Here is a 24,931-nt window from a genome sequence, read left to right as displayed (position 1 = left end):
GCCTGAACTGAACGGCTAAAGCCGTTATAATCACGCCATTCGGGCGAATTAATACATTATTGAGGCATTGTTATGGTACCTGTGGTCGCGCTGGTTGGGCGTCCCAATGTGGGAAAATCTACGCTGTTTAACCGTTTAACTCGCACACGAGATGCGCTGGTAGCGGATTTTCCTGGACTGACTCGCGATCGCAAATATGGTCGCGCCGAAGTGGAAGGGCGCGAATTCATTGTTATCGATACCGGCGGTATTGATGGCACCGAAGACGGTGTTGAAACGCGTATGGCGGAACAGTCGCTGCTGGCGATTGAAGAAGCCGACGTGGTGCTGTTTATGGTGGATGCCCGTGCAGGCATGATGCCCGCCGATCAGCAAATTGCAAAACATCTGCGCGCGCGTCAAAAAGCGACATTCCTGGTCGCGAATAAAACGGACGGGCTCGATCCGGATCAGGCCATTGTGGATTTCTATTCACTGGGTCTGGGGGAGATTTACGCTATCGCCGCGTCCCATGGCCGTGGTGTGACCAGCCTGCTGGAGACGGCGCTGCTGCCGTGGATGGAAAAGGTTGATCCCGTAGAAGTCACCGAAGAAGATGAAAACGAAGCCTACTGGGCCGCGTTAGCCGCAGAAGAGAACGGTGAGGAAGAGGAAGAAGAGGACGATTTCGACCCGACCACACTGCCGATCAAGCTGGCGATTGTCGGACGTCCAAACGTCGGTAAGTCTACGCTGACTAACCGCATTCTGGGTGAAGATCGCGTGGTCGTTTATGACATGCCAGGCACCACGCGCGACAGTATCTACATCCCGATGGAACGTGACGATCGTGAATATGTGCTGATCGATACCGCCGGGGTGCGTAAGCGCGGCAAAATCACCGATACGGTTGAGAAATTCTCGGTCATCAAAACCCTGCAGGCGATTGAAGACGCTAACGTGGTGATGCTGGTGATCGATGCGCGCGCCGGTATTTCCGATCAGGATTTGTCACTGCTCGGCTTTATCCTGAACAGCGGCCGCTCACTGGTGATCGTGGTGAACAAGTGGGATGGTCTGTCGCAGGAAGTGCGTGATGAAGTCAAAGAGACGCTGGACTTCCGTCTGGGCTTCATCGACTTTGCGCGCGTGCACTTTATTTCTGCGCTGCATGGCAGCGGTGTAGGCAACCTGTTTGAATCGGTAACGGAAGCGTACGACTGCTCAACGAAGCGTGTAAACACCTCGCTGCTGACGCGCATCATGAACATGGCGGCAGAAGACCATCAGCCACCGCTGGTGCGTGGTCGCCGCGTTAAGCTGAAGTACGCCCACGCGGGTGGCTATAACCCACCGATTGTGGTGATTCACGGCAACCAGGTGAAAGATTTACCGGACTCCTACAAGCGTTACCTGATGAACTATTTCCGTCGTTCTCTGAACGTAATGGGCACGCCAATCCGCATTCAGTTTAAAGAGGGTGAAAACCCGTATGAAGGCAAGCGTAACCTGTTAACGCCAACGCAACAGCGTAAGCGTAAGCGTCTGATGGCGCACATGAAGAAAAATAAGCGTTAACTAATCGAGGGCCAGATGGCCCTCTTTTTTTGCCCTGGCATTGTGCTTATTTACACAATGGTGAAAAACGCTGCGCCAGAACTGTGGACATTTCGTCCCCGACAGCGGCAAGGTCCACTGCACAGGATGGGATATCCGCTGTCACAGGGCGCCTGTCTGTCCCGATTGTCATCAACCCTTACGTGACTGAGGCGAGGTGACCGATGACGTCTGCCAGCATGCGGGTTTACTTTCCCGATATATATCCTTGCCCCCTTAAAAGCTCAAAACATCACTTTAGTTGTCCGCTGGGCTACTCTCTGGATCGGCGTGGCCTTATCCAGCGTAAAAATTTGTAGCGAAAATGCTATTGCTTAGTAACAAACAGGTTTAAAACTTCACTGCATAACGTACCAGGTGGTACAATTTCGCCGCGTCATGACGGAGTATCGCCTGCTCTGGCTTCCTCCGGAAACATATCATTCATTTCATGGACGCAGGTCTGATTTAATTGGAATTAAAACAACGCTGTCTCATTAACCTGCAACGTTAACCGCGATACGCGCGAAAAGCGGCGGGCGAAAGAGCGGACTTTGTTTATCAGGAGAGTAAGTGTTATGGCTGAAACATCCTCTCGATCCGGTAAAGGATTGAGAATATGGTCTGTGCTGCTCGGGCTGGTGCTACTGGCAACCGGCCTGTTCTTTGCTGTTGGCGGGGGACAACTCGCAACGCTTGGCGGCAGTTGGTATTTCCTGGTTGCGGGCATCGTTATCGTGCTGTCAGCCATTCAGTTTTTCCGGGCAAAATCCTCAGCGGTTGTGCTTTTCCTGCTGGTATTTGTAGGGACTTTAGTCTGGGCGGTGATGGACGCTGGCCTGGTCTTCTGGCCACTGGTTTCTCGCCTGATGGTGCCCGCCGGTTTAATGATTCTGGCCTTCCTTACCTGGCCCGCCTTACGCAAGCGCGAGAATAAACCTTCGCTGGCAAAACTCTCTTATGCGCTGTCTGCCGTCATCGCCGTGGGTATGGTGGCTACATTAGTCCAGATGTTCCAGCCGCATCCAACCGTGGCGGCAACGGGTCCTGAACTGCCGCTGATTCCGGTAGAGAAATCGAAGCAACAGCAAAACTGGGATAACTACGGTAATACCGCTGGCGGCAGCCGTTTTGTCGCGCTCGATCAGATTACCCGTGACAACGTGAAGGATCTGCAGGTTGCCTGGACTTACCGTACGGGCGACATTCCCGAAAGCCCAACCGGTAACGGTGCGGAAGATCAGGAAACGCCGTTGCAGGTCGGTAATACACTTTACCTGTGCACGCCGCACAATAATGTCATCGCCGTCGAAGCTGACAGTGGAAAGCAGATCTGGAAGCGTGAAATCAACGCACAGGCTGAAGTCTGGCCGCGCTGCCGTGGTCTGGCCTATTTCGACGCGACGAAACCGCTGAACCAGCCAACGCAGCCCGGCTCAACGCCAGTACCGGCCGTAACGCTGGCGGCAGGAGACAGCTGTCAGCGCCGTATTCTGATGAATACTATCGATGCGCGCCTGATTGCGATCAACGCCGACAACGGTGAATTCTGTGAAGACTTCGGTAACCATGGCATCGTCGATCTGAAAGCGGGCTTAGGTGATGCGCCGGATCCGCTTTATCAGCTGACTTCAGCCCCAACGCTTGCCGGAACCACGGTGGTCGTGGGCGGCCGCGTGGCGGATAACGTGAAAACCGACATGCCTGGCGGCGTGTTGCGTGGTTTTGATGTGATCACCGGTAAAATGCGCTGGGCGTTTGACCCGGGCAATGTCGATCCTAATGCCATCCTGATGCCTGGCAAGGACTATACGCGCAGTACGCCGAACTCCTGGGCGCCGATGTCGTACGATGCGGCCATGAACACCGTGTTCATTCCTATGGGCAGCTCCTCCGTTGACCTGTGGGGAGCCAATCGTACCGCGCTGGACCATAAATATGGAGCCTCGGTACTCGCGCTGGACGCGACAACCGGTAAAGAGAAGTGGGTTTATCAGACCGTTCATAACGATCTGTGGGACTTTGACCTGCCGATGCAGCCCAGCCTGATCGACTTCCCGATGAAGGATGGCAGCACCAAACCTGCGGTCGTCATCGGCGGTAAAACCGGCATGATTTTTGTGCTGGATCGTCTGACCGGTAAGCCGCTCACCAAGGTTGAAGAGCTGCCGATGCCGCAGGGTGACATCCCGAACGAGCAATATACAAAAACCCAGCCGCATTCGACCGGTATGCCGATGATTGGTAATCAGACGCTGAAAGAGTCGGATATGTGGGGCGCAACCCCGTTCGATCAGCTGGCCTGCCGTATCGCGTTTAAGTCAATGCGCTACAACGGCCTGTTTACCGTACCTGGCACTGATAAGTCGCTGAGTTTCCCGGGTTCACTGGGCGGGATGAACTGGGGCAGTATGTCCACCGATCCGAATAACAACCTGTTGTTTGTTAACGACATGCGTTTAGGATTGTGGGTACAGATGATCCCGGTTGATACCAGCAAAATTTCACGCGGCAGCAACGGGGGGGAAGCCATCAATACCGGTATGGGCGCGGTTCCGTTGAAAGGCACGCCTTATGCCGTGAACAAAAACCGTTTTATGTCACCGTTGGGTATTCCTTGTCAGGCGCCACCGTTTGGTACCCTGTCTGCGATTGACATGAAAACCCAGAAAATCGTCTGGCAGGTGCCGGTAGGTACGGTAGAAGATACCGGTCCGTTCGGCATCAAAATGCGCGCGAAAATGCCTATTGGCATGCCGACGCTGGGCGGTACGCTGGCGACGCAGGGTGGACTGGTGTTTATTGCCGGTACTCAGGACTACTACCTGCGCGCGTTCGATAGCGCCACCGGTAAAGAAGTCTGGAAAGCCCGTTTACCTGTCGGCAGTCAGGGTGGACCGATGAGTTATGTCTCACCGAAAACCGGTAAACAGTACATCGTGATTTCCGCCGGCGGCGCACGCCAGTCGCCGGATCGTGGTGACTATGTGATTGCTTATGCGCTGCCAGACAGCAAATAAGCGACGATAAAACAAAAGGGCCATCGTGGCCCTTTTTTTTGCGTAACGGAAAACCCGTTTTCCCGACAGGATAAGCTGCGGGTTCATAAGACGTGCCGCAGGGCAAACCCGAAGCCGCCTTCTGAGAAGGCGGCTTTGTTACTTACCGTCGCGCAACAGCGACTTGAGTTCTGGCGGCGCCTGTTGCTCGGGAACCAGTATGACGACCGTGCCGGACTGCTGGCGCGTGGCATATTGAATCTGGATGCGGAAGTAACGTTGATCCCCGCGTCCCACCTCTGCTGCTTTTTCCTCGGGTTCGCCCAAAGGCATCGCCCGTTCCAGTACCTGACAGACGTGCGCTTTTTCGGGAGGCGGAAGTTCGCCCAACGGAAATCGACGCTCATTCCGTAAGCCAGGAATAAAAGCAAAGCCGCCTTCTTGCGTTACCACAATCGTTGCGTCATCGGTGAGCTCGGGGAGTTGACTCATAACACGCCTACCTCTTTCCACGCTTGTTCAATTGCGCTCGCCACCGTGGTGTCGAAGCGCTTTTTACCATGCTGCACGGTGAGCTGTGCAAAGGCTTTGAAGTCAGCATCCTGATGTAAATCTTTATCGCACAGCGTGTCGTACCACGCCTGACCCGCTCGCTCCCAGGCATATCCGCCCAGGGCTTTTGCGGCCAGATAAAAGGCACGATTAGGGATCCCGGAGTTCAGGTGCACACCGCCGTTATCCTCACGTGTTTTAATATAGTCCTTCATGTGGCCTGGCTGAGGATCTTTCCCCAGCATCGGGTCATCGTAAGCGGTGCCGGGATGTGACATTGACCGCAGACCTTTACCATTGATGCCTTTTGCCAGCAGCCCTTCACCGATGATCCAGTCGGCCTTATCGGCTGTCTGTTTCAGACTAAACTGTTTCACCAGCGAACCAAACACATCAGACATGGACTCGTTCAACGCACCGGCCTGTTCAAAATAGATCAAACCGGCTTCGGTTTCTGTGACGCCGTGCGACAACTCATGCGCCACCACATCAATCGCAATCGTGAAGCGGTTAAAGATTTCGCCATCACCGTCGCCAAACACCATTTGCTGACCGTTCCAGAACGCGTTTTGGTACTTCTCACCGTAGTGAACCGTCCCAGCTAGTTTCAGACCGTGATTATCCAGAGAATTTCGTTTATAGATTTGCCAGAAAAAGTCGTGTGTGACACCAAGATAGTTCCAGGCTTCGTCGGCAGCAACGTCACCATTTGAAGACTGGCCTTCTTTACGCACCAGCGTGCCAGGTAATGTTTCCTGGTTTTTGGCATCATAGATTTCACGCTCAATCTTCCCGGCCTGCGTGGTTTTTGGCGCTGCCGTCTTTTTCCAGTGTTCAGCCATCAGGTGCTGAACATGGGTCAGTGTACGACGTGCCTGCTCCTGCTGGTGGCCGGTGCCGTGATCGATAATCTTGCGAAGAATATAGGGAGGAATAACGCTGAAAGCCATTTGAGACTCCTTGGCATGAGGGATGTACCAGGAAGTTTAGTTAAGAAATGCTTTTCTTTCGTCTCGGTTTTTCAGGAATAAGTTGCGTGACCTGGCTTTCAACCCAGCCATCATCAAGGCGGGTGCGTAACCGATCGCCCTTATTCAACTGACCAGTTTTTTTCACGACCTGTCCATGGGTATCCGTCGTAACGCTGAAACCCCGCGCCAGCGTGGCGAGCGGGCTGACGCCTTCCAGTTGCGCGGCAAGCTGACCAAAACGTTGTTTATCGCGGTTAAGCATTTTTTCCATGGCCTGCTGCAGACGATAGTGCCAGTTCTGCAGACTTTTTTGTGCCTGATACAGGCGTTCTTGTGGCTGCTGTTGGGCCAGCCGCTGTGCCAGGCGATCCTGCTGACGGCTGGCGTGGCGAAGCCGTGTTTCCATCGCATCGCCCAGGCGCTGTTGTAGCCGGAACAGCAGGGTCTGCTGGCGCGCGAGGCGCAACTGCGGATGTTGCTGCTGCAGGCGATGGTCTAAACGGCTGAACAGACGCTGCTGACGCGCCAGATAGTAATCCATTGCCATTTCCAGCCGCTGCTGTTGTGACTGAAGTTGACGCAACAGCTCAAGCTGATTACGGCTGACAATTTCGGCCGCAGCCGATGGCGTTGGGGCGCGCAGGTCAGCGACAAAATCAGCAATCGTGACGTCAGTTTCATGCCCGACAGCACTGACCACGGGAATGTGGCTGGCAAAGATAGCGCGCGCCACGCGCTCGTCATTAAAGCTCCACAGATCTTCCAGCGAACCGCCGCCGCGTCCCACGATTAACACGTCGCACTCTGCCCGCAGGTTAGCGATTTCAATCGCACGTACGATCGCGGCAGGCGCATCTACGCCCTGTACGGCGGTGGGATAAATCACGACCGGTAGTGAAGGATCGCGACGGTGAAGCACGCGCAGTACATCGTGCAGCGCCGCGCCGGTAGCAGACGTTATGACGCCGACCTGCTTTGCCGGTTGCGGCAAGGGCTTCTTATGTTCTGGTGCGAACAGGCCTTCCTGCGCCAGCTTTGCTTTCAACTGTTCGAACTGCTGCTGGAGCAGGCCTTCACCGGCGGGATGCATGCTTTCAATAATCAGCTGATAATCGCCGCGCGGTTCATACAGCGTAATATTGGCGCGAACTAAGATCTGCTGACCATGTTGCGGGCGAAAGGTCACACGACGGTTGCTGTTGCGAAACATCGCGCAGCGCACCTGTGCACCATCATCTTTCAGCGTGAAGTACCAGTGGCCAGAAGCCGGCTGGGTAAAATTAGAGATTTCGGCACTCAGCCACACCAAGCCCATCTCATTTTCCAGCAGCTGACGCACTGTGGTATTGAGACGACTTACGGTAAAAATATTGGCGTTCGGTGGCAGCGACATGTGACGAAGATCAAATTCCAAATCAGTAGGTTAATTAGTCGATACTACAGGCCCTGTTGCGCGGATCAAGACTTTTTCTAAAAAACTAGTGGAGGCAATCGATTACGCCCTGTATAATGCCGCGGCAATATTTTATCTATTCTCACGCACCCGAGGTGGAGTATTGCCATGTTAAGAATCGCTAAAGAAGCACTCACTTTCGACGACGTCCTGCTCGTTCCTGCTCACTCCACCGTCCTGCCTAATACGGCCGACCTCAGCACGCAACTGACCAAAAATATTCGCCTGAACATTCCCATGCTTTCTGCTGCGATGGATACCGTGACCGAAGCGGGCCTGGCGATTGCGCTGGCACAGGAAGGCGGTCTGGGCTTCATTCATAAAAACATGTCAATTGAACGCCAGGCAGACGAAGTCCGTAAAGTCAAAAAACATGAAAGCGGCGTGGTTACCGAACCACAGACCGTACTGCCCACCACCACACTGGCCGAAGTTAAAGCGCTGACCGAGCGCAACGGTTTTGCCGGTTACCCTGTGGTGAACGCGAAAAACGAACTGGTGGGCATCATCACCGGTCGCGATGTGCGCTTTGTGACCGATCTGAACCAGCCTGTCACTGCCGTGATGACGCCGAAAGAGCGTCTGGTGACGGTGAAAGAAGGCGAAGCCCGCGACGTCGTTCTGCAAAGAATGCACGAAAAACGCGTCGAGAAAGCCCTGGTCGTGGACGACAGCTTCCATTTGCTGGGCATGATCACCGTAAAAGATTTCCAGAAAGCCGAACGTAAGCCTAATGCCTGTAAAGATGCGCAGGGCCGTCTGCGTGTGGGTGCTGCTGTCGGTGCCGGTGCGGGCAACGAAGAGCGCGTGGATGCACTGGTGGCTGCCGGTGTTGACGTCTTACTGATCGACTCTTCTCATGGCCACTCTGAAGGTGTACTGCAGCGCATCCGGGAAACCCGCGCGAAATACCCTGATCTCGAAATCGTCGGCGGCAACGTGGCGACTGGCGCGGGTGCGCTGGCGCTGGTTGAAGCGGGCGTAAGCGCCGTTAAAGTGGGCATCGGTCCGGGATCCATCTGTACGACCCGTATCGTTACCGGTGTCGGTGTTCCGCAGATCACCGCTGTTTCTGACGCTGTTGCGGCGCTGGAAGGCACGGGCATCCCTGTTATCGCTGACGGCGGTATCCGTTTCTCAGGTGATATCGCCAAAGCCATCGCGGCAGGTGCTTCCTGTGTCATGGTAGGTTCTATGCTGGCAGGTACAGAAGAATCGCCGGGTGAAATCGAACTTTACCAGGGCCGTGCCTTTAAATCCTATCGTGGGATGGGGTCACTGGGTGCGATGTCTAAAGGTTCATCAGACCGTTATTTCCAGACCGACAACGCCGCTGACAAGCTGGTGCCGGAAGGCATCGAAGGCCGTGTAGCCTATAAAGGCCGCCTGAAAGAGATCGTGCATCAGCAAATGGGCGGTCTGCGTTCATGTATGGGTCTGACCGGTTGCCCGACCATTGACGATCTGCGCACTAAAGCAGAATTCGTCCGTATCAGCGGTGCGGGCATCAATGAGAGCCACGTGCACGATGTGACCATCACCAAAGAGTCGCCGAACTACCGCATGGGTTCATAACCCCGCAAGATTTCCCGCCCGGCGACAGCCGGGCGCTTTACTTTATCAAGTCACCGTTTTGGAAAACCCTCAATGACGACGGAAAATATCCATAAGCACCGCATTCTGATTCTCGATTTTGGTTCTCAATACACGCAACTGGTGGCGCGTCGCGTCCGTGAGCTTGGCGTGTACTGTGAACTCTGGGCCTGGGACGTTACCGAAGCGCAGATTCGCGAGTTCAATCCCAGCGGTATCATCCTGTCGGGTGGCCCGGAAAGCACCACCGAACACGACAGTCCGCGCGCACCTGACTACGTTTTCACGGCTGGCGTGCCCGTGCTGGGCGTCTGTTATGGCATGCAAACCATGGCTATGCAGCTGGGTGGTAAGGTCGAAGGCTCTAACGAGCGTGAATTTGGCTATGCGCAGGTAGAGGTGAACACCGCCAGCGCACTGATTCGCGATATCGAGGATGCTATCAGCGCATCAGGCAAACCGTTGCTGGATGTCTGGATGAGTCACGGTGACAAGGTGACCGCGATTCCGGCTGACTTCGTCACCGTTGCCAGCACGGAAACCTGTCCGTTTGCGATTATGGCGAACGAAGAGAAGCGCTTCTATGGCGTGCAGTTCCACCCGGAAGTCACCCATACGCGCCAGGGCCTGCGCATGCTGGAGCGTTTCGTTATCGATATCTGCCAGTGTGAAGCGCTCTGGACACCGGCCAAAATCATTGAGGATGCCGTTGAGCGCCTGCGTGCACAGGTGGGCGACGACAAAGTCATTCTGGGCTTGTCCGGTGGTGTCGATTCCTCTGTGACCGCGATGTTGCTGCACCGTGCGATTGGTAAAAATCTGACCTGCGTTTTCGTGGATAACGGTCTGTTGCGTCTGAACGAAGCGCAGCAGGTGCTGGATATGTTTGGCGATCACTTTGGTCTGAACATTGTTCACGTCGATGGTGAAGCGCGCTTCCTGGATGCGCTGGCCGGAGAAAGTGACCCTGAAGCGAAGCGTAAAATCATTGGCCGCGTTTTCGTCGAAGTCTTTGACGAGCAGGCGCTGCGCCTGGAAGACGTGAAGTGGCTGGCACAGGGCACCATCTATCCGGATGTGATTGAATCCGCTGCCTCTGCCACCGGTAAAGCCCACGTCATCAAATCGCACCACAACGTCGGCGGCCTGCCAAAAGAGATGAAGATGGGCCTGGTCGAGCCATTACGTGAGCTGTTTAAAGACGAAGTGCGTAAGATCGGTCTGGAACTGGGCCTGCCGTACGATATGCTCTATCGCCATCCGTTCCCGGGCCCGGGTCTGGGCGTACGCGTACTGGGTGAGGTGAAGAAAGAGTACTGTGACCTGCTGCGCCGTGCGGATGCCATCTTTATTGAAGAGCTGCATAAAGCCGATCTCTACAATAAAGTCAGCCAGGCCTTTACGGTGTTCCTGCCCGTCCGTTCCGTGGGCGTAATGGGCGATGGCCGTAAATACGACTGGGTCGTTTCACTGCGTGCGGTCGAAACCATCGACTTCATGACTGCCCACTGGGCGCACCTGCCGTATGATTTCCTGGGCCGCGTGTCCAATCGTATCATTAACGAAGTGAACGGCATTTCCCGCGTGGTCTATGACATTTCCGGTAAGCCACCGGCGACGATTGAGTGGGAGTAATCCCGCTTCCGGCATAGCCTGACAGTCGGTTATATCAAGCACGAAGCCCGCATGATTGCGGGCTTTTTTATTCTCCGTCCTTCGGCTGTCTTGCGAGACCCTGTCGAAACCCATAAGGCACAGCCTCTGCTGATGCGGAAAAGGGTAACGCGGGGCACCAGGTCGACATATAAGGCAAAAAAATCAGCCGGCGTTATCCGGCTGATTTTATTAACAGTATTTCTGCCGGAGAGAAGGAGACGCACCTCCCCGGTCGGGCAATGCTTACTTAAGATGTTCCTTCAGCTCCACGGACGCCTGGCTTATCGCTGTGCGTACCGTTGGCTCTTTACTCAGGGCATTCAGCAAACCAAAGTCGTGGATCATGCCGTTGTAGCGGGTAACGGTTACCGGCACGCCGGCCGCGTCCAGTTTACGGCCAAACGCTTCCCCTTCGTCGCGCAGGACATCCAGTTCGGCGGTCTGAATCAGCGTCGGCGGTAAACCCGCCAGTTCTTCTTTGGTTGCGCGCAGCGGCGAGGCCAGAATGCTGTTCCGATCTTTTTCTGAGGTGGTGTAGTTGTCCCAGAACCACTTCATCATGTTACGGGTCAGGAAGTAGCCATTGGCAAACTGCTTATAAGAAGCATCGTCAAAGTTTGCATCGGTGACAGGCCACAGCATTACATCGTAGCGAATAGCCGGGGTTTTATTCTGCTTAGCCTGCAGCGCAACGGCGGCAACCATATTTCCGCCTACGCTGTTCCCCACCAGAGCCAGGCGCTTACCGTCCACCCCAATTTCAGCGCCGTGTTCGGCTACCCATTTTGTTGCCTCGTAAGCCTGGGTAATGGCGACCGGATAGTGCGCTTCCGGCGAAGGCGTGTAGTTTACAAACACGGCCGCAGCACCGGATTCATTCACGAGATCGCGTACCAGACGTTCATGTGTCGGAAAATCACCCAGCACCCAGCCACCGCCGTGGAAAAACATAAACACAGGCAGTACGCCAGCGGCATGGGCTGGTTTGACTATTGTCAGCGTCAGCGGTTTACCCAGTGCCGTAATGGTCTTTTCAGAAATCTGTGCAGGCGGCAGCGTGGCACCTTTCTGCGCCCCTGTAAGTACCGCACGGGCTTCTTTAGGGGATAAGGTTTCAATCGGTTTTCCGCCGCTACTGTTAAGCGCGTGAAGAAATGCCGCCACGCCAACGGTGGGCTCCGGTGCGTTTTCGACCGGACTGGCCCATGCTGATGTCATCTGGCTGGCTAACAGTAAAGCACCTGCGGTGAGTTTCACTTTCATTGGGGTTTCCTTGTGTTTGCTATTAAGTAGTGTGCTATTTAGTTTGGCTACAATGCCAGTGAATTATCATCTTGTAAACAACTAAATAGTGAGCGATCTAAATTTTTACTGTCTCACGGTGGGATGAACGCGCCAAAACAGCGCCAAATAGCGGGGGCGGAATAAAAAATAACTCTGTTTATTAGTGGCTTAAAACGGTGGGTGATAATTTAACACCTGCTTTTTTTGCGCGCTACACTCATGTTGAAGCCGCTACGTTCGCGAACAGGCTATCCATTATTGGTACGTCTTGATCGAGCCGAGTTAAATCAGGGCAGTGCAACAGCCGCGCTTGCGCTGCTGATATGGAAAATGTTCGGTGTCGAGGGGGAGGCTGACGCGCTCGGTAAACTGCTTTTGCCAGAAGCACAACCGCGCTACCGGGACTGGTTGCAGCGCATTGCGGATCAGGCTAGCGGTCAGTCCCCTTAGCGCACTGGCGTAACCGGGGAGGAAAACCGTGCAAAAACCTTTGCGTCACCTTGCCATGCGTTTCAGCGCAGAAATGCTGATTTATGCGTTAATGGGATGCTCGCCGCTGATCATCGCGCTTACGGCAGGGCAGGTTGCCAGTGTGGCCGGTTGTCCGCTGAATGAGAGCCGCGCGTATCCCTGCTTTATTCTGGGATACGATACCGGCCAGCTCCTTTACAGGATGGGCGTTTCAGGCTGGTTCAGTCTGTATAGCCTGCCGCTGGGGGCGATGCTCATGATGCTACGCACCGCAGCCTTCTTTAGGCAACTGTATTCACATTACCGTGCCAGGGGCAGCTAACGTGTCATGCCGCCGCAGGCGAAGTGAAGTCAAAGCCGGTGCTTTATTGCACTATAACAGCCTGTCTCTGATCCCCGGGAACCCTCATGCTGACCCTGAAAATTTTTTGTCTCTGCTTTCTTACCGTCATTGTGCTGTCGCTCGCGGCCAGTCTGGCGCAGGCGACGCGCGGCGCTGATGCCCTGAATCAGGGCGGCTGGGCGACTGCCCGGCGGGATTCGGCAGGGCTCGCTCCCGATCCGCATGTTAACGCCAGTCAGGCCATCATTCAGGTTTATGCCGCGCCGACCTATGGCTGGAAGGGTGCCGTTGCGGTGCATCCGTGGATTATTTTTAAACGCGCAGGTGAAACCCGCTATACGCGTTATGAAGTCATCAGTTGGGGCAGTGGCGATAAGGTAAGGCGCAATGCCTCTTTGCCAGATGGTTACTGGTACGGTGCAAAACCGCGTTTGCTGGTGGAGCACCGTGGCCCTGAAGCGCAGAACCTGATTCCGCAGATTGAAGCCGCCATCAAAACCTATCCCTGGCCCACGACCTATCATGCCTGGCCCGGACCGAACAGTAATACTTTTATGGCGCACATTGGGCGCAATGTGCCCGCGCTGAAACTGAATCTGCCTGCTAACGCTCTGGGGAAAGACTATCGGCCATTATGGCGTCCGGTTGGCTTACCGCCTTCAGGTCGCGGGGTTCAACTGTCCCTGCTTGGCGTGGCGGGCGTAACGATCGGCGTGCAAGAGGGCGTTGAGTTTAATCTGTTAGGGCTGAGTGCTGGCGTCGGATTTGCGCCGTTTCAGCTGCGCCTGCCTTTTATCGGCGGTGTAGGGCATAACAACCTGCAACATGATCATCCCTGATTGCCGGCCAGGGTGAGGCGTCGGGCGCATTGACGTCCTGCCCTCGTCTACCCTGACGCGCTAACGGCCCACAGGTTAGCGCGTCCCGGCAGAAACGGTCAGCAGACGCCGAAATCACCATCTTCGTGATAAAGATTCACGCTGTCTGCTTTAATTTCAATTTCCTTTTTGCTGGCATCATCTACGCGCGCGCACCAAAGCGTGTCGCCTTCTGCACGCAGCACGACCATTTTAGGACCGCCCGTTTTCGACTGAACCAGGTCATCAGGGTTAAACATATTTCCTCCGTTGTTTTCTGATGGTTATGTCTGGCATCGCAGCCTCGCATTTTTTGCGCGGCCTTTTCCATTTTAGACACAACCCGTTTTACCTGCCGTCCGACTGCTCGCATCCTGTCCACACATCACAAAAATACCGCAAGGTTGTCAGTTGACAACCGTAAAAATATAAGGAATGCTACGCGCCATGGTGGACAGAAAGCGGCACCCGAATAAAGAGATTGAGGCAGCATTACGTTACGCAGAATCTTACGGATGGCGGGTTATTGCCTCCGGTCATCATGCATGGGGAAAGCTGTATTGCCCCTCAAATCTTGAGACATGCCGGTGTGGGGAATTTTGTCTGACCTGTATCTGGCACACACCAAAAAGCGCGACGAACCATGCAAAAGCATTGCGGCGCGTCGTAGATAACTGTAGTGAGATAAAAAAACGCAAGCGAGGGCATTAACATGACGGAATACTGTTTCACCTTGCGGTTTGCACTGCCTGAAACGCCAGCATCCATTGATACACTACTGGAAAAACTGGCCGAGGCAGGATGCGATGATGCGCTGGTGGGCGCGGGAACCGCTGGCAAGCTGGCGCTGGAGTTTACCCGCCAGGCGATGTCGGCCAGCGATGCGATCGACAGTGCGATCCGGGATGTACAGGTTGCCATTCCTGGCGCGGTCATGATCGAAGCGGCACCGGACTTTGTCGGCTTAACCGATGTGGCTGACCTTATTGGCGTGTCGCGTCAAAATATGCGCAAACTGATGCTGACGCACAGCAAACAGTTTCCGCTGCCGGTGCATGATGGCAAAACTGCTATCTGGCATTTAGCCGACGTGCTGGAGTGGCTGGGGCAGCGCAATCACTACCAGCTACCCGCGGTCACCTGCGAACTGGCGCAGGTAACCCGTCGGCTTAACGTGTTGGGTTCCGTGCAGCGCTACGGTTACCAAAAAACTAAGCCCTAGTGCGGCAACAGGAAAAGCGTCGCCAGGCCCAGGAAAATAAAAAAGCCACCGGTATCGGTAATGGCCGTAATCAGAACGCTGGAGCCCACGGCGGGATCGCGTTTCATTTTGGTCATTACCAGCGGCACCATCACGCCCATGATGGCTGCCAGCAAAAGATTCAACACCATCGCCAGCATCATCACGCCGCCTAGTGCCATATTGCTGTACATGAGCCAGGTGATGGCACCCATAATCCCGCCCCAGAACAGGCCGTTAATCAGGGCGACGCCAATTTCTCGCTTAAACAGAAACGAGAAGTTGCCCGGTTCAACCTGATGCAGCGCCAGGGCGCGGACAATCATGGTAATGGTCTGGTTACCGGTATTGCCGCCGATGCCGGCGATAATCGGCATTAAAGTCGCAAGTGCGACAATCTGTGAGATAGTGCCCTCAAACAGCCCAATCACGCGGGAAGCGATAAAGGCTGTGCAGAGGTTGATGGCCAGCCAGGCCCAGCGATTTCGCACCGACTTACGGACCGGAGCAAAGACATCCTCTTCCTGGCTGATCCCGCCCATTTTGCGGATGTTGCTTTCGTTTTCTTTGTTTACCAGGTCGACCACATCTTCAATCGTGATACGGCCAATGAGCTTGCCCTGGGCGTCCGTCACCGCTGCGGAAATCAGGTTATAGCGTTCAAAGGCACTGGCGGCGTCTTCGGCTTTATCGTCCAGTTGAAAGGTGGTGGGATGGGGATTCATCACCTCGCTCACCAGGGTTTTGGGTTTATTCAGCAGGATATCCGTCAACAGCAGTTCGCCGAGCAGCTGATTCTGTTCATTGGTAATGAAGATTTTGTCCGTGCCATCGGGCATGCTTTTGCCTTTGCGTAAAAACCGTTGCACGGTCGCCAGCGTGACGTCCTCGCGTACAGTGAGGATATTGAAGTCCATCACCCGACCCACGCGATCGCGGTCAAACTTCATCACGCTCAGAATACGCGCCCGTAGTTTGGGCTCCAGGGAGGTCAGTAAGCGCCCGGTGAGGCCGCGCGGCAGATAGCGCACCAGCCAGGCCTGGTCGTCAATATCCAGCGGCGCGATAGCCTGGAGAATATCGCGGTCGCTCATCTCGTCGGTCAGGCTGTCCCAGACGGTTTCTGACGCTTCAACCAGCACATGGCCGCGTTTTTCCGGCGGCACCAGGCTCCAGAGCGCCAGGCGGGCTTCTTCAGGCAACGCTTCAAGGATGTCGGCCAGGTCAGCCGCATGGAGCTGGTCGATGTCTTGTTGCAGAATTTCCCGATGTATCACATTTTCACGTTGCTGCTCAGGCGAGAGATGACCGGCTTTATTCCGTAGTGTCTCGCTGAGACCCTGCTCATTGAGCAGCAGCGTCAGAATACGATGACGAATTTCATTTAAACGTTGAGTGTGTGAGGCAGACACATTGCATCCCTTTAGTCTGAAAGCACCTGCACGAAGTGTAGCGTTTTGACTGAAAAAGGGAGGCAAAAAATCGTCCCGCAGGCGGGAATGCGCGCGGATGTGTCAGCGAAAAGCCTGTAAGGGATTAACGACTGCTGGAAAGCGTCGGGATAGCAGGCGCGGATTCAGTTTGCTTTTGCTGATGATGCTCGAAGGCCGCAGGCAGGATAAAAACGAGACGGCTAAACAGAATGATAAAACTGATGAGTAAAACAACCCGCGTCATGCTGACGCTTTTTTTACGTCTTCGGGGAGAAAGGGCGCTGTTCACGCAAAGAAATTCCTGTAATAACCCAGACCGGGCGACAGCAATATTTAGTCACAGTCGCCCGGGTAAATCAACCGCTGTTTAAAAAAAACACAACGGGTCAATAGCTGGCTTTCTGGGCCAGCAGGGTCGCAAAACGGCAGTTAATCCGGTTGCCGTTTTCATCTTTGCGATGTAGCTGTCCCCAGTTTTCGTTGTATTTCACAATGTGCCAGTTGCGGTAGTAATGGCTTAACTCACCGGATTTAAACGCGAAAGGGAAGTCAGACGGACAGGGCGCATCCTCGGTATTCATCGCGGCCACAATCAGGTTAAAGCCATTTTTCACGGTACAGGCTTGCATATCCGCGATGAGCTGGGGAATGGTGGCCGGTTGCAAAAACATCATGACCACCGTCGAGATGACCACCTGCCAGGCCCCGTTAAAACGCACCTGATTTAAATCCTGCAGCGCCGTATGAATGCCGGTCAGCCCTTCAGCGGCGATGATCTGATTGAGCCGTTCCAGACTGGCGGGATTGTGATCCCAGGCCGTCACGTCAAAACCATGTTGGTTAAGGAACAGCGTATTACGTCCGCTTCCGCACCCCAGATCAAGCGCTTTTCCTGGTGTCAGTTTAGGCAGCGCCTCGGCCACCTCCGAGTGCACAGGGGTTAAGCCATAGGTTTCTGAAAAATAGTTATCGGTTCGCAATGTCATGATTATCCGTTCGGTAATGCGGGCAGCAAGTGCCCGCACAATCAGGCTTCTGCCAGAATCAGCTTCCAGCCGGTGACCTCATTCCAGTAGTTTTGCTCACGCTCCAGATCGAGCTGGACCAGGTTATTTTGACTGAAATAGCCCGCCGGGAAGGTAAGCGTCCAGTGGCCCTCATCACAGGTCAGCGTTAACGCGTCAGGACGTGTAGTCGCCTGGCGCTGGTTGTTCAGTAAGGTGCCAAGGCGCAGCAGGAATATCAGCGGCAGAAACTGTTTTTTCTTAAACAGCGTGACGCGAGGCAGTTCATCCACTTTGACGGCTTTACGGTGGAATCTGACCAGTGCTGCCAGCAGCATCTGCTGATCCTGGTTGAACCCCGGCAGGTTGGTGTTCTGCAAAATATAGGCTGAGTGGCGTTGCATGCCGCTGTGGTTGATCGTCAAGCCGACTTCGTGCAGCATCGCCGCCCATTTCAATAGCGCCGCCAGCTGAGGATTCGCGAGTTTGGGATTCTGGTCGCGCCATTGCAGATAGAGCTGCTCGGTGGTTTCCAGCACTCGACGCGCCTGGTCGCTGTCGATGGCATAGTGATTCGCCAGGCTCTGAGCGGTGCGGCTGCGAATATCCCGATGGCGGAAACGGCCTTCCATCTCATAAAGTACGCCTTCACGCAGCGCGCCATCGCTCAGGGTCAGTTCACGAATCGCCAGCGCATCAAACACGCCGCAAAGAATCGCCAGCCCCGGAACAAATACGCTTTTGCGCTCTTCAGACAGGCCTGGCAGACTCAGCGCAGCGAACGATTTATGCTTGATCACTTCATCATAAAGCTTTGTCAGTCGCTCTGGCGTAATCAGCTTCTCTTTCTCGCCCATCGCCAGCAGCACTTCGCAGGCCGCTTTGATGGTGCCGGAAGCACCAAGGGCATATTGCCAGCCGTGCAGACGATATTGCCACGCCAGGGTTTCCAGCTTCTGCGTGGCGGCCAGTCGGGCGCGACGGAAGTTTTCAACGCTGATTTCGCCGCCAGGGAAGTAAAGCTGGGCAAAGCTGACGCAGCCCATGCGGCGGCTTTCGACCAGCTGAGGCTCAAAATCTTCACCGATGACGAGCTCTGTCGAGCCGCCACCGATATCAATCACCAGCTTGCGTCCTTTTTCCGGTTGCGTATGTTCGACGCCCATAAAGATCAGGCGCGCTTCTTCGTGACCGGAAATCACCTCTATTGGATAAGGAATGACCTCTGCCGCGCGCTGTAAAAACGTCTCAGCGTTAACCGCCTGACGCAGCGTATGTGTGCCGACAATCGTCACGTTGCTGGCATTAAAGCCCTGCAGGCGTTCGGCAAACAGTGCCAGGCAGTTCAGACCGCGCTCCATGGCGTCTTCGCTCAGGTAATTTTTGGCATCCAGGCCATCAGCAAGATGCACGCGCTGCTTCAGTCGCCCCAATACCTGCAAAGCCCCATCCACCACACGGGCAATGACCATGTGGAAACTGTTTGAACCGAGATCGATGGCCGCAAACTCTTGAGGTTTCGGCGTACTTTTTTGGGATATTGGCATAGGCGTTATTCAGGTTGTTCCAGCTTCTTAATGTATTCGTAAATCGCCATTTGCGACCGCACCTTACGACGATTGCCGCGCTGAACGTATTGGTTGCTCAGCTCTTTATCCACCACGCGCGCTTTAACCGTGTCGCTGAGCTGAATGGCAATGATGTCCAGAATGCGCTGCTTTATTTGTGGATCCAGGATAGCCACGGCCACTTCGATACGGTAATCAATGTTACGCGTCATCCAGTCAGCCGAGGAGAGAAACACTTTCTTGTCTCCACCGTTTTCAAAGATATAAACGCGGTCATGTTCCAGGAAGCGATCAACGATACTGATCACACGAATATTTTCACTGATCCCAGGCAAGTCCGGAATCAATGAGCACATCCCACGAACCAGTAAATTAACATTTACGCCAACGCTGGAGGCCGTATAAAGCCTGTCTACCAGCCCTTTGTCCACCAGGTTGTTAATTTTAAGAGTTATGCCACTGGGGCGCTTTTGTTGGGCATTCGCAATCTCGTTATCGATCAAATCATACAGCATCCGACGTGAGTTTTGCGGAGAAACCATCAGGTGATCAAACGTCACCGGGCGGTACGGGTTTTCGATAAAGTTAAAGACCCGGCGCACTTCATTGGTGATCCGCGCATCGGCGGTCAGCAGCGAGTAGTCCGTGTACAGACGCGCGGTTTTCTCATTAAAGTTACCGGTGCCGATGTGGGCATAGCGCACGATTTCTTCGCCTTCACGACGGGAAATCAGGAACAGTTTGGCGTGAATTTTCAGGCCAGGCGCCGAGAAAATAACGTGAACACCGGCTTCTGTCAGGCGCTTAGCCCAGTAAATGTTGGCTTCTTCATCGAAACGCGCCTGAAGTTCGACGACCACCGTCACTTTCTTACCGTTATAGGCGGCGTGAATCATCGCATCCATGATGCGGGAATGCTTGGCGACGCGGTAAATATTAATTTTAATCGCCAGCACGCTGGGGTCGAATGATGCCTGGCGTAGCAGTTCCAGCACATGCTCGAACGTGTGATACGGATAATAAAGCAGGACGTCGCGATTACGAATGGCGTCAAAACCGTTGCGGAAGCCGTCAAAACCAATGTGGCGAATCTGCGGCATCGGACGGTTAATCAGGTTGTTTTTTCCGACGTTAGGAAACCCGATAAAGTCTTTGAAGTTGTGATAGCGTCCGCCTGCCAGCACGGAGTCGTAGTTGGAAATCGACAGCTTGTCGCACAGCAGCGCCACCATAGAATCCGGCATATCGCGCTGATAGACAAAACGCACAGGTTCTGCCGTCAGACGCTGTTTCAGGCTGGAGGACATCAGTTCCAGCAGGCTGGACTCCATTTCGGTGACCAGATCGTACTCCGCATCGCGCGTCATTTTCATTGAATAGGCGTTCAGCGTGTCGTAATCGTAGAAACCTTTGAAAATATCATCCAGGCAGTAGCGCAGGATATTATCTAACAGGATCATCGGCTTGCGGCGGCGCGGCGGCTCCGCAGGCAGGTTAATAAAACGCGGGACCTTGTCTGACGGGATTTCCAGCAACGCGTACTGAATATCGCTGCCGCGAATGATCTCGACCGCCAGATAGGTGTAATCGTCTTTCAGAAACTCCGTCAGGTCGGTTTCATGGGTAATCAGGATCGGCGTGATGTGCTGACGCAGTTCATGCTTAAAGTAGTGACGCAGCCAGCTTTGCTGATTAGGTGAAAGCTGACGTTCGTTAATCAGAAAGATTTGATTGCGCGCCATTTCCAGCAACAGGTCGTTGTAGAGCGCATCGAATTCCTGATCCGATTTCAGGACGCGCTGCTGAATCTTCTTCAACAGGTGGCGCGGTGTGCTGGCGGAGCCTTGCTCTTCGCCAATCAGGATGCGTCGTTTCAGGTCGGCAAACCGGACCTTGTAAAATTCGTCGAGGTTATTTGAGTAAATACCTAAGAAACGCATACGTTCAATCAGCGGATTACTTTTGTCTGCCGCTTCCTGCAAAACACGTTCGTTAAAGCACAACCAGCTCATTTCTTTTTCAATATAAAGCTTTACCTGACCCATTCTCACTCCGTATGACGGTTGCAGGACTGACGACGCTACAGTATCCATCAGCATTATGGCGAGAGTATGGCAGGCTTGTCCAACAGCAAAAGTTGTCTTATCAAGCCGCTACGGGCAACATAGCGACTCATTTTCGCCGCATAATCAGGGCCGCATGAGCGTAAACCATATTCCCGTCCAGTTTAGCGATCGCCGACGTCGTGCTATTGACCGTTACACGCGGCGCCTCGTCACGTGCTGCGGGGTCGCTATTCTGTTACTGATGATGCTGCTGTTCTTTTGGTTGCTCTGGGTGGTCCTGCCGTTGTTTAGCGCACCGGGTGTGCACAGTCTCAGTCATCAGCGGCTCTGGGATGCATCGCCCGCACTGGCCATTGGTAATAAAGGCAGCGTTGGCTGGCGTATCAGTCGTGATGGCAAGGCACGATTTATACCGCTGAATGGCCAACCGCCTGAGCCCGCGCTGATGCTGACGCCCGCGCCGCAACAGGTGGTAACGAGCGCCGATGGCAATACGGTGCTGCTCAACGCACAGGGCAGTTTAACCCTGTTGCAGCCGGTGATAAGCAAAGGCGAAGGCGAATGGCATTTTCCGTTGGGCGATAGCGGCTTTCGTCTGCCCCAGGGCGACGTAAAAGAAATGGCTATCGCCACACTTCGTCCCGATCAATGGCGGATTGCAGCGCTCACTGACGCGGGCGTCAGTCTGTTAACGCTGGAAACTAACCGCCAGGCTGCGCTCATCCAACTGCCGGGTCTGCAGCCTGCGCATCTGGTGCTCTCGCCTAAAGGCGACCTGCTGTACACCACCGAAGGCCGCCTGCTGCGGGTCTGGCAAATCGATGACGGGCGGGCCTGGCTGCGGGAAACGCAGATGCTGCCGGAAGCGCCCCAACATATGCAGTTACTGGCCGGAGGCCAAACGCTGTTAATTCAGGACAGTCACGGTATTACGCAGTGGTTTTCCATTGCTGGCGATAACGGCCTGCGCCTGCACGCCATCCGCACGTTCGCACACAGCGCCGGACAGGGTCTGATCGTCAGTGAGGCGCAGCGCCGGGTTTTCGCTACCTTTGATCAAACCGGCCTGCTTAAGGTCTTTGCCAGCAAACAGGATGGGCCCATTCTGCAACACCAGTTAGCACCCGGCATCCTGCAGGCGCAGTTTTCGCCGCAGGGTGACAGCCTGTTGCTGGAGCGATCGTCAGGTTGGGAAACCCTTAAACTGACCAATCCCTGGCCGGATGTGACCTGGCGTAACTTCTGGCAAAAAATCTGGTATGAAAACTATCCCAAAGCCGACTGGGTCTGGCAGTCCACCAATGCCGGAGACAGCTATCAGGCGAAGTTCAGTTTAATTCCGATGGTGGTGGGCACGCTGAAAGCGGCCAGTATGGCGCTGCTTTTTGCCACGCCGCTTGCCCTGGCTGCTGCGATGTACACCGCCTGGTTTATGGCACCGGGTTTACGTCGTTGGGTGAAGCCTGCGATAGAGATGATGGGGGCGCTGCCCAGTGTGGTGATTGGGCTGATTGCCGGATTATGGTTAGCGCCCCATGTCGGTCAGGCATTAACAGGAATTCTGTTGCTGCCGGTCACGCTGGCGGGCAGTCTGCTTGGCTGCGGTATTCTGGCCCGCCGCTTACCGGCCCGCTGGCGGCAGCCGGGCCATGAGGTTATCCTGCTGCTGCCCGTGCTGCTTATTGTCGCGGCGTTAACGCTCTGGCTACCCACACTTATCGTGCCGGATGCCGGTGACTGGCTGCCGCATTACGCGCAGCGTAATCTGCTGATAGCGGCGCTGGCGATGGGATTTGCGCTGGTGCCGATGATTTTTACGCTGGCGGAAGATGCGCTGTTCAGCGTTCCGGCGTCGCTGGGGCAGGGCTCACTGGCGCTGGGCGCCACGCCGTGGCAAACCCTGACGCGGGTCGTGCTGCCGGGAGCGTCGGCCGGCATTTTTGCCGCGCTGATGATTGGTTTCGGACGGGCCGTAGGCGAAACCATGATTCTCTTAATGGCCACCGGGAACACGCCGCAAACTGAAGGCGGCCTGTTCAGTGGCCTGCGCACGCTGTCAGCCAATATCGCGATTGAAATGCCTGAGGCGGCCGTTGGCAGCGCACATTACCGGATTCTGTTTTTAAGTGCGCTGGTGCTGCTGGTCTTCACGTTGATGATCAATACGGTTGCCGAGCTTATCCGCCAGCGTCTGCGCCTGCGTTTTAGCCAGTATAAGGAGCAGGCATGAAGGCGATACGACAAAACGATCGCTGGCGTTGGCTTACGGCGGGTGCCGTGACGGTCTGTTTGCTGGCCTTTACCCTGTTGATCGCGCTGCTGGGATGGCAGGGGCTGCGCGCGTTCTGGCCCCATCCCGTCGATCTCTATCAGTTCACACTGCCTGATGGCAGCAAAACCCGTGTACTGGGCGAAACGCTTGAGCGGCAATCGCATTATCCGGCACCTGCCGCCGCGTCAGACGGCATACCGGGCGACGTACATCGCTATCTGATTAAGACCGGCAACCGGGACTGGGCCGCGCCTGACTTTCGGGCGGTGCTGAGTCAGCAGGCACCGATTGTCAGCCAGCCGGACGACGTGATGGTGCTGCAGCGGCGCAGTCAGGGGAATGCCTATGGCTGGTTTGTCGGCCTGCTGGAAGAGAATGATGTTCTTACGGCAAAAGACATTATGGCGCTTCTGCAACAGCGCCTTGAACAGGTAAAGCTTATCGAGCAGCAGGCCAGCGAGATGCGTCGGGTCGATATTGCCCGGTTGAATGAACAACTGGACCAGTTGGACGATCAGGCTGAGCATCAGCGCGCGGCAAAGCAGTTCGATTTGCAGGCGCAGTCAGAATACGAGGCCAACCAGGCGGCGCTGCAACGCCGCCTTCTTCAGCTCAATGACAGGCTGAACAGTCTGCAAGCGGAAAGCCAGCGTGATGCGCTGATTCTGCGCGATGTGAACGGCACTGATCACCGCATCCCTCTGTCGCAGATTGTGGAAGCCTGGCAACCCAATGCGATGAGCCTGACGCAAAAAATGGGGCATTTCTGCCAGCAGGTGTGGCGCTTTATTAGCGATTCGCCTGCCGAAGGGGAAAGCGAGTTTGGCGTGTTTCCGGCGATATTTGGCACGGTGCTCATGGTGCTGCTGATGTCTGTAGTTGTGATGCCGCTGGGCGTTATCGCGGCGCTGTGGCTACATGAATATGCGGAACGCAACGCGTTGACCCGTCTGGTACGCATCGCCGTGGTCAACCTGGCGGGCGTGCCCTCGATTGTTTATGGCGTATTTGGGCTGGGCTTTTTTGTCTGGCTGGTGGGCGGCACGGTGGACCAACTGTTTTACAGCAGCACCTTGCCCGCCCCGACATTTGGTACGCCCGGTTTGCTGTGGGCGTCGCTGACACTGGCCCTGCTGACCTTGCCGGTGGTGATTGTCGCGACGGAAGAAGGGCTTTCCCGTATTCCCGACAGTCTTCGGCAGGGCTCGCTGGCGCTGGGGGCGACCCAGGCAGAAACGCTCTGGAACGTGGTATTGCCTATGGCCGTTCCGGCCATGTTAACCGGACTGATTCTGGCCGTGGCACGTGCCGCAGGCGAGACCGCGCCTCTGATGCTGGTGGGCGTGGTTAAAATGGTGCCGGAACTGCCGGTAGATGCGGTGTTCCCCTACCTGCACCTCGACAGAAAATTTATGCATCTGGGCTTTCAGATCTATGATCTCGCCTTTCAGAGCCCTAATACCGAAGCTGACCGGCCGCTGGTTTTCGCCACGGCGCTGCTTCTGGTGCTCATTATTCTGTTGCTGAACCTGTTAGCTATGGGCCTGCGTCACCGCCTGCGTGAACGCTATCGCCTGATGACTCAATAACTGAC

The 24,931-nt window shown here is 55.0% G+C and carries 20 protein-coding genes; 10 read left to right on the top strand and 10 right to left on the bottom strand.

Annotated features, from left to right (window positions below):
* Window positions 1-72: 72 nt before the first annotated feature.
* Together der and C7434_RS10420 are read left to right on the top strand one after the other, a co-directional pair.
* On the top strand, window positions 73-1,557 hold the full coding sequence (gene der / locus C7434_RS10425; RefSeq protein WP_006120621.1) for a ribosome biogenesis GTPase Der: 1,485 nt from the start codon (window positions 73-75) through the stop codon (window positions 1,555-1,557).
* A gap of 596 nt (window positions 1,558-2,153) precedes the next feature.
* Window positions 2,154-4,595: a glucose/quinate/shikimate family membrane-bound PQQ-dependent dehydrogenase gene (locus tag C7434_RS10420; protein WP_033740882.1), complete on the top strand. Its 2,442-nt coding sequence runs from the start codon at window positions 2,154-2,156 to the stop codon at window positions 4,593-4,595.
* Between the two features lie 138 nt (window positions 4,596-4,733).
* Here the strand turns inward: C7434_RS10420 and C7434_RS10415 are convergent, their stop codons facing one another.
* Genes C7434_RS10415 through xseA form a run of 3 tightly spaced genes read right to left on the bottom strand, consistent with a single transcriptional unit; the run spans window position 4,734 to window position 7,490 of the window.
* Complete coding sequence (locus tag C7434_RS10415) at window positions 4,734-5,066, bottom strand: protealysin inhibitor emfourin (RefSeq protein WP_033740881.1); 333 nt, start codon at window positions 5,064-5,066, stop codon at window positions 4,734-4,736.
* Window positions 5,063-6,076, bottom strand: coding sequence for a M4 family metallopeptidase (locus C7434_RS10410; RefSeq protein WP_033740879.1), 1,014 nt, complete (start codon window positions 6,074-6,076; stop codon window positions 5,063-5,065). The genes C7434_RS10415 and C7434_RS10410 overlap by 4 nt, the downstream gene beginning before the upstream one ends.
* Before the next feature lie 40 nt (window positions 6,077-6,116).
* Window positions 6,117-7,490, bottom strand: coding sequence for an exodeoxyribonuclease VII large subunit (gene xseA, locus C7434_RS10405; RefSeq protein ID WP_033740995.1), 1,374 nt, complete (start codon window positions 7,488-7,490; stop codon window positions 6,117-6,119).
* Between the two features lie 168 nt (window positions 7,491-7,658).
* On the opposite strand from xseA, the gene guaB reads away from it, so the two are divergent.
* Complete coding sequence (gene guaB / locus C7434_RS10400; protein ID WP_033740877.1) at window positions 7,659-9,125, top strand: IMP dehydrogenase; 1,467 nt, start codon at window positions 7,659-7,661, stop codon at window positions 9,123-9,125.
* 72 nt (window positions 9,126-9,197) lie between these two features.
* Window positions 9,198-10,778, top strand: coding sequence for a glutamine-hydrolyzing GMP synthase (guaA, locus tag C7434_RS10395; protein WP_006120616.1), 1,581 nt, complete (start codon window positions 9,198-9,200; stop codon window positions 10,776-10,778).
* A gap of 264 nt (window positions 10,779-11,042) precedes the next feature.
* Here the strand turns inward: guaA and C7434_RS10390 are convergent, their stop codons facing one another.
* Complete coding sequence (locus tag C7434_RS10390; RefSeq protein WP_033740876.1) at window positions 11,043-12,062, bottom strand: alpha/beta hydrolase; 1,020 nt, start codon at window positions 12,060-12,062, stop codon at window positions 11,043-11,045.
* Between the two features lie 499 nt (window positions 12,063-12,561).
* Here C7434_RS10390 and C7434_RS10385 point away from each other — a divergent pair, with 499 nt between their 5' ends.
* Both C7434_RS10385 and C7434_RS10380 read left to right on the top strand, forming a co-directional pair.
* On the top strand, window positions 12,562-12,876 hold the full coding sequence (locus tag C7434_RS10385) for a hypothetical protein (RefSeq protein ID WP_133745433.1): 315 nt from the start codon (window positions 12,562-12,564) through the stop codon (window positions 12,874-12,876).
* Window positions 12,877-12,962: 86 nt separating this feature from the next.
* Window positions 12,963-13,736, top strand: a complete 774-nt coding sequence (locus tag C7434_RS10380) for a DUF3750 domain-containing protein (protein ID WP_054633337.1) — start codon at window positions 12,963-12,965, stop codon at window positions 13,734-13,736.
* A 98-nt stretch (window positions 13,737-13,834) separates the two neighbouring features.
* Here C7434_RS10380 and C7434_RS10375 read toward each other — a convergent pair whose 3' ends face one another.
* On the bottom strand, window positions 13,835-14,014 hold the full coding sequence (locus C7434_RS10375) for a hypothetical protein (protein ID WP_033740871.1): 180 nt from the start codon (window positions 14,012-14,014) through the stop codon (window positions 13,835-13,837).
* A 190-nt stretch (window positions 14,015-14,204) separates the two neighbouring features.
* Between C7434_RS10375 and C7434_RS22195 the strand changes: the two genes are divergently transcribed.
* Together C7434_RS22195 and C7434_RS10365 are read left to right on the top strand one after the other, a co-directional pair.
* Window positions 14,205-14,465, top strand: coding sequence for a hypothetical protein (locus C7434_RS22195; RefSeq protein WP_072193737.1), 261 nt, complete (start codon window positions 14,205-14,207; stop codon window positions 14,463-14,465).
* Window position 14,466: 1 nt separating this feature from the next.
* On the top strand, window positions 14,467-14,976 hold the full coding sequence (locus tag C7434_RS10365) for a hypothetical protein (protein WP_033740868.1): 510 nt from the start codon (window positions 14,467-14,469) through the stop codon (window positions 14,974-14,976).
* Here C7434_RS10365 and mgtE read toward each other — a convergent pair.
* The 5 genes from mgtE to ppk1 all read right to left on the bottom strand — a co-directional run bounded on the left by mgtE (window position 14,973) and on the right by ppk1 (window position 21,044).
* Complete coding sequence (gene mgtE / locus C7434_RS10360) at window positions 14,973-16,406, bottom strand: magnesium transporter (protein WP_033740865.1); 1,434 nt, start codon at window positions 16,404-16,406, stop codon at window positions 14,973-14,975. The genes C7434_RS10365 and mgtE overlap by 4 nt on opposite strands.
* Window positions 16,407-16,530: 124 nt before the next feature.
* On the bottom strand, window positions 16,531-16,716 hold the full coding sequence (locus tag C7434_RS22190; RefSeq protein ID WP_006120471.1) for a YfgG family protein: 186 nt from the start codon (window positions 16,714-16,716) through the stop codon (window positions 16,531-16,533).
* 97 nt (window positions 16,717-16,813) lie between these two features.
* On the bottom strand, window positions 16,814-17,452 hold the full coding sequence (tehB, locus tag C7434_RS10350; RefSeq protein WP_071988775.1) for a tellurite resistance methyltransferase TehB: 639 nt from the start codon (window positions 17,450-17,452) through the stop codon (window positions 16,814-16,816).
* Window positions 17,453-17,454: 2 nt separating this feature from the next.
* Window positions 17,455-18,978 carry an exopolyphosphatase gene (ppx, locus tag C7434_RS10345; protein WP_033740864.1) on the bottom strand — a complete coding sequence of 508 codons (1,524 nt, stop codon included), beginning with the start codon at window positions 18,976-18,978 and terminating at the stop codon, window positions 17,455-17,457.
* 5 nt (window positions 18,979-18,983) lie between these two features.
* On the bottom strand, window positions 18,984-21,044 hold the full coding sequence (gene ppk1, locus C7434_RS10340; RefSeq protein ID WP_006120467.1) for a polyphosphate kinase 1: 2,061 nt from the start codon (window positions 21,042-21,044) through the stop codon (window positions 18,984-18,986).
* A 154-nt stretch (window positions 21,045-21,198) separates the two neighbouring features.
* On the opposite strand from ppk1, the gene C7434_RS10335 reads away from it, so the two are divergent.
* Window positions 21,199-23,295, top strand: coding sequence for an ABC transporter permease subunit (locus C7434_RS10335; protein WP_133745431.1), 2,097 nt, complete (start codon window positions 21,199-21,201; stop codon window positions 23,293-23,295).
* Window positions 23,292-24,926, top strand: coding sequence for a phosphate ABC transporter permease PstA (gene pstA, locus C7434_RS10330; RefSeq protein ID WP_033740862.1), 1,635 nt, complete (start codon window positions 23,292-23,294; stop codon window positions 24,924-24,926). The genes C7434_RS10335 and pstA overlap by 4 nt, the downstream gene beginning before the upstream one ends.
* Window positions 24,927-24,931: the final 5 nt, after the last annotated feature.

Origin of the sequence: Pantoea sp. PNA 14-12 (genome assembly GCF_004364735.1) — a bacterium.
Lineage (GTDB): Bacteria > Pseudomonadota > Gammaproteobacteria > Enterobacterales > Enterobacteriaceae > Pantoea > Pantoea stewartii.
This window is presented reverse-complemented; position numbering and strand designations above follow the sequence as displayed.

Excerpts from the sequence above, each read along its gene's own strand:
- der (WP_006120621.1), top strand. The coding sequence starts at position 73 with ATGGTACCTGTGGTCGCGCTGGTTGGGCGTCCCAATGTGGGAAAATCT.
- C7434_RS10420 (WP_033740882.1), top strand. The coding sequence starts at position 2,154 with ATGGCTGAAACATCCTCTCGATCCGGTAAAGGATTGAGAATATGGTCT.
- C7434_RS10415 (WP_033740881.1), bottom strand. The coding sequence starts at position 5,066 with ATGAGTCAACTCCCCGAGCTCACCGATGACGCAACGATTGTGGTAACG.
- C7434_RS10410 (WP_033740879.1), bottom strand. The coding sequence starts at position 6,076 with ATGGCTTTCAGCGTTATTCCTCCCTATATTCTTCGCAAGATTATCGAT.
- xseA (WP_033740995.1), bottom strand. The coding sequence starts at position 7,490 with ATGTCGCTGCCACCGAACGCCAATATTTTTACCGTAAGTCGTCTCAAT.
- guaB (WP_033740877.1), top strand. The coding sequence starts at position 7,659 with ATGTTAAGAATCGCTAAAGAAGCACTCACTTTCGACGACGTCCTGCTC.
- guaA (WP_006120616.1), top strand. The coding sequence starts at position 9,198 with ATGACGACGGAAAATATCCATAAGCACCGCATTCTGATTCTCGATTTT.
- C7434_RS10390 (WP_033740876.1), bottom strand. The coding sequence starts at position 12,062 with ATGAAAGTGAAACTCACCGCAGGTGCTTTACTGTTAGCCAGCCAGATG.
- C7434_RS10380 (WP_054633337.1), top strand. The coding sequence starts at position 12,963 with ATGCTGACCCTGAAAATTTTTTGTCTCTGCTTTCTTACCGTCATTGTG.
- C7434_RS10375 (WP_033740871.1), bottom strand. The coding sequence starts at position 14,014 with ATGTTTAACCCTGATGACCTGGTTCAGTCGAAAACGGGCGGTCCTAAA.
- C7434_RS10365 (WP_033740868.1), top strand. The coding sequence starts at position 14,467 with ATGACGGAATACTGTTTCACCTTGCGGTTTGCACTGCCTGAAACGCCA.
- ppx (WP_033740864.1), bottom strand. The coding sequence starts at position 18,978 with ATGCCAATATCCCAAAAAAGTACGCCGAAACCTCAAGAGTTTGCGGCC.
- ppk1 (WP_006120467.1), bottom strand. The coding sequence starts at position 21,044 with ATGGGTCAGGTAAAGCTTTATATTGAAAAAGAAATGAGCTGGTTGTGC.
- C7434_RS10335 (WP_133745431.1), top strand. The coding sequence starts at position 21,199 with ATGAGCGTAAACCATATTCCCGTCCAGTTTAGCGATCGCCGACGTCGT.
- pstA (WP_033740862.1), top strand. The coding sequence starts at position 23,292 with ATGAAGGCGATACGACAAAACGATCGCTGGCGTTGGCTTACGGCGGGT.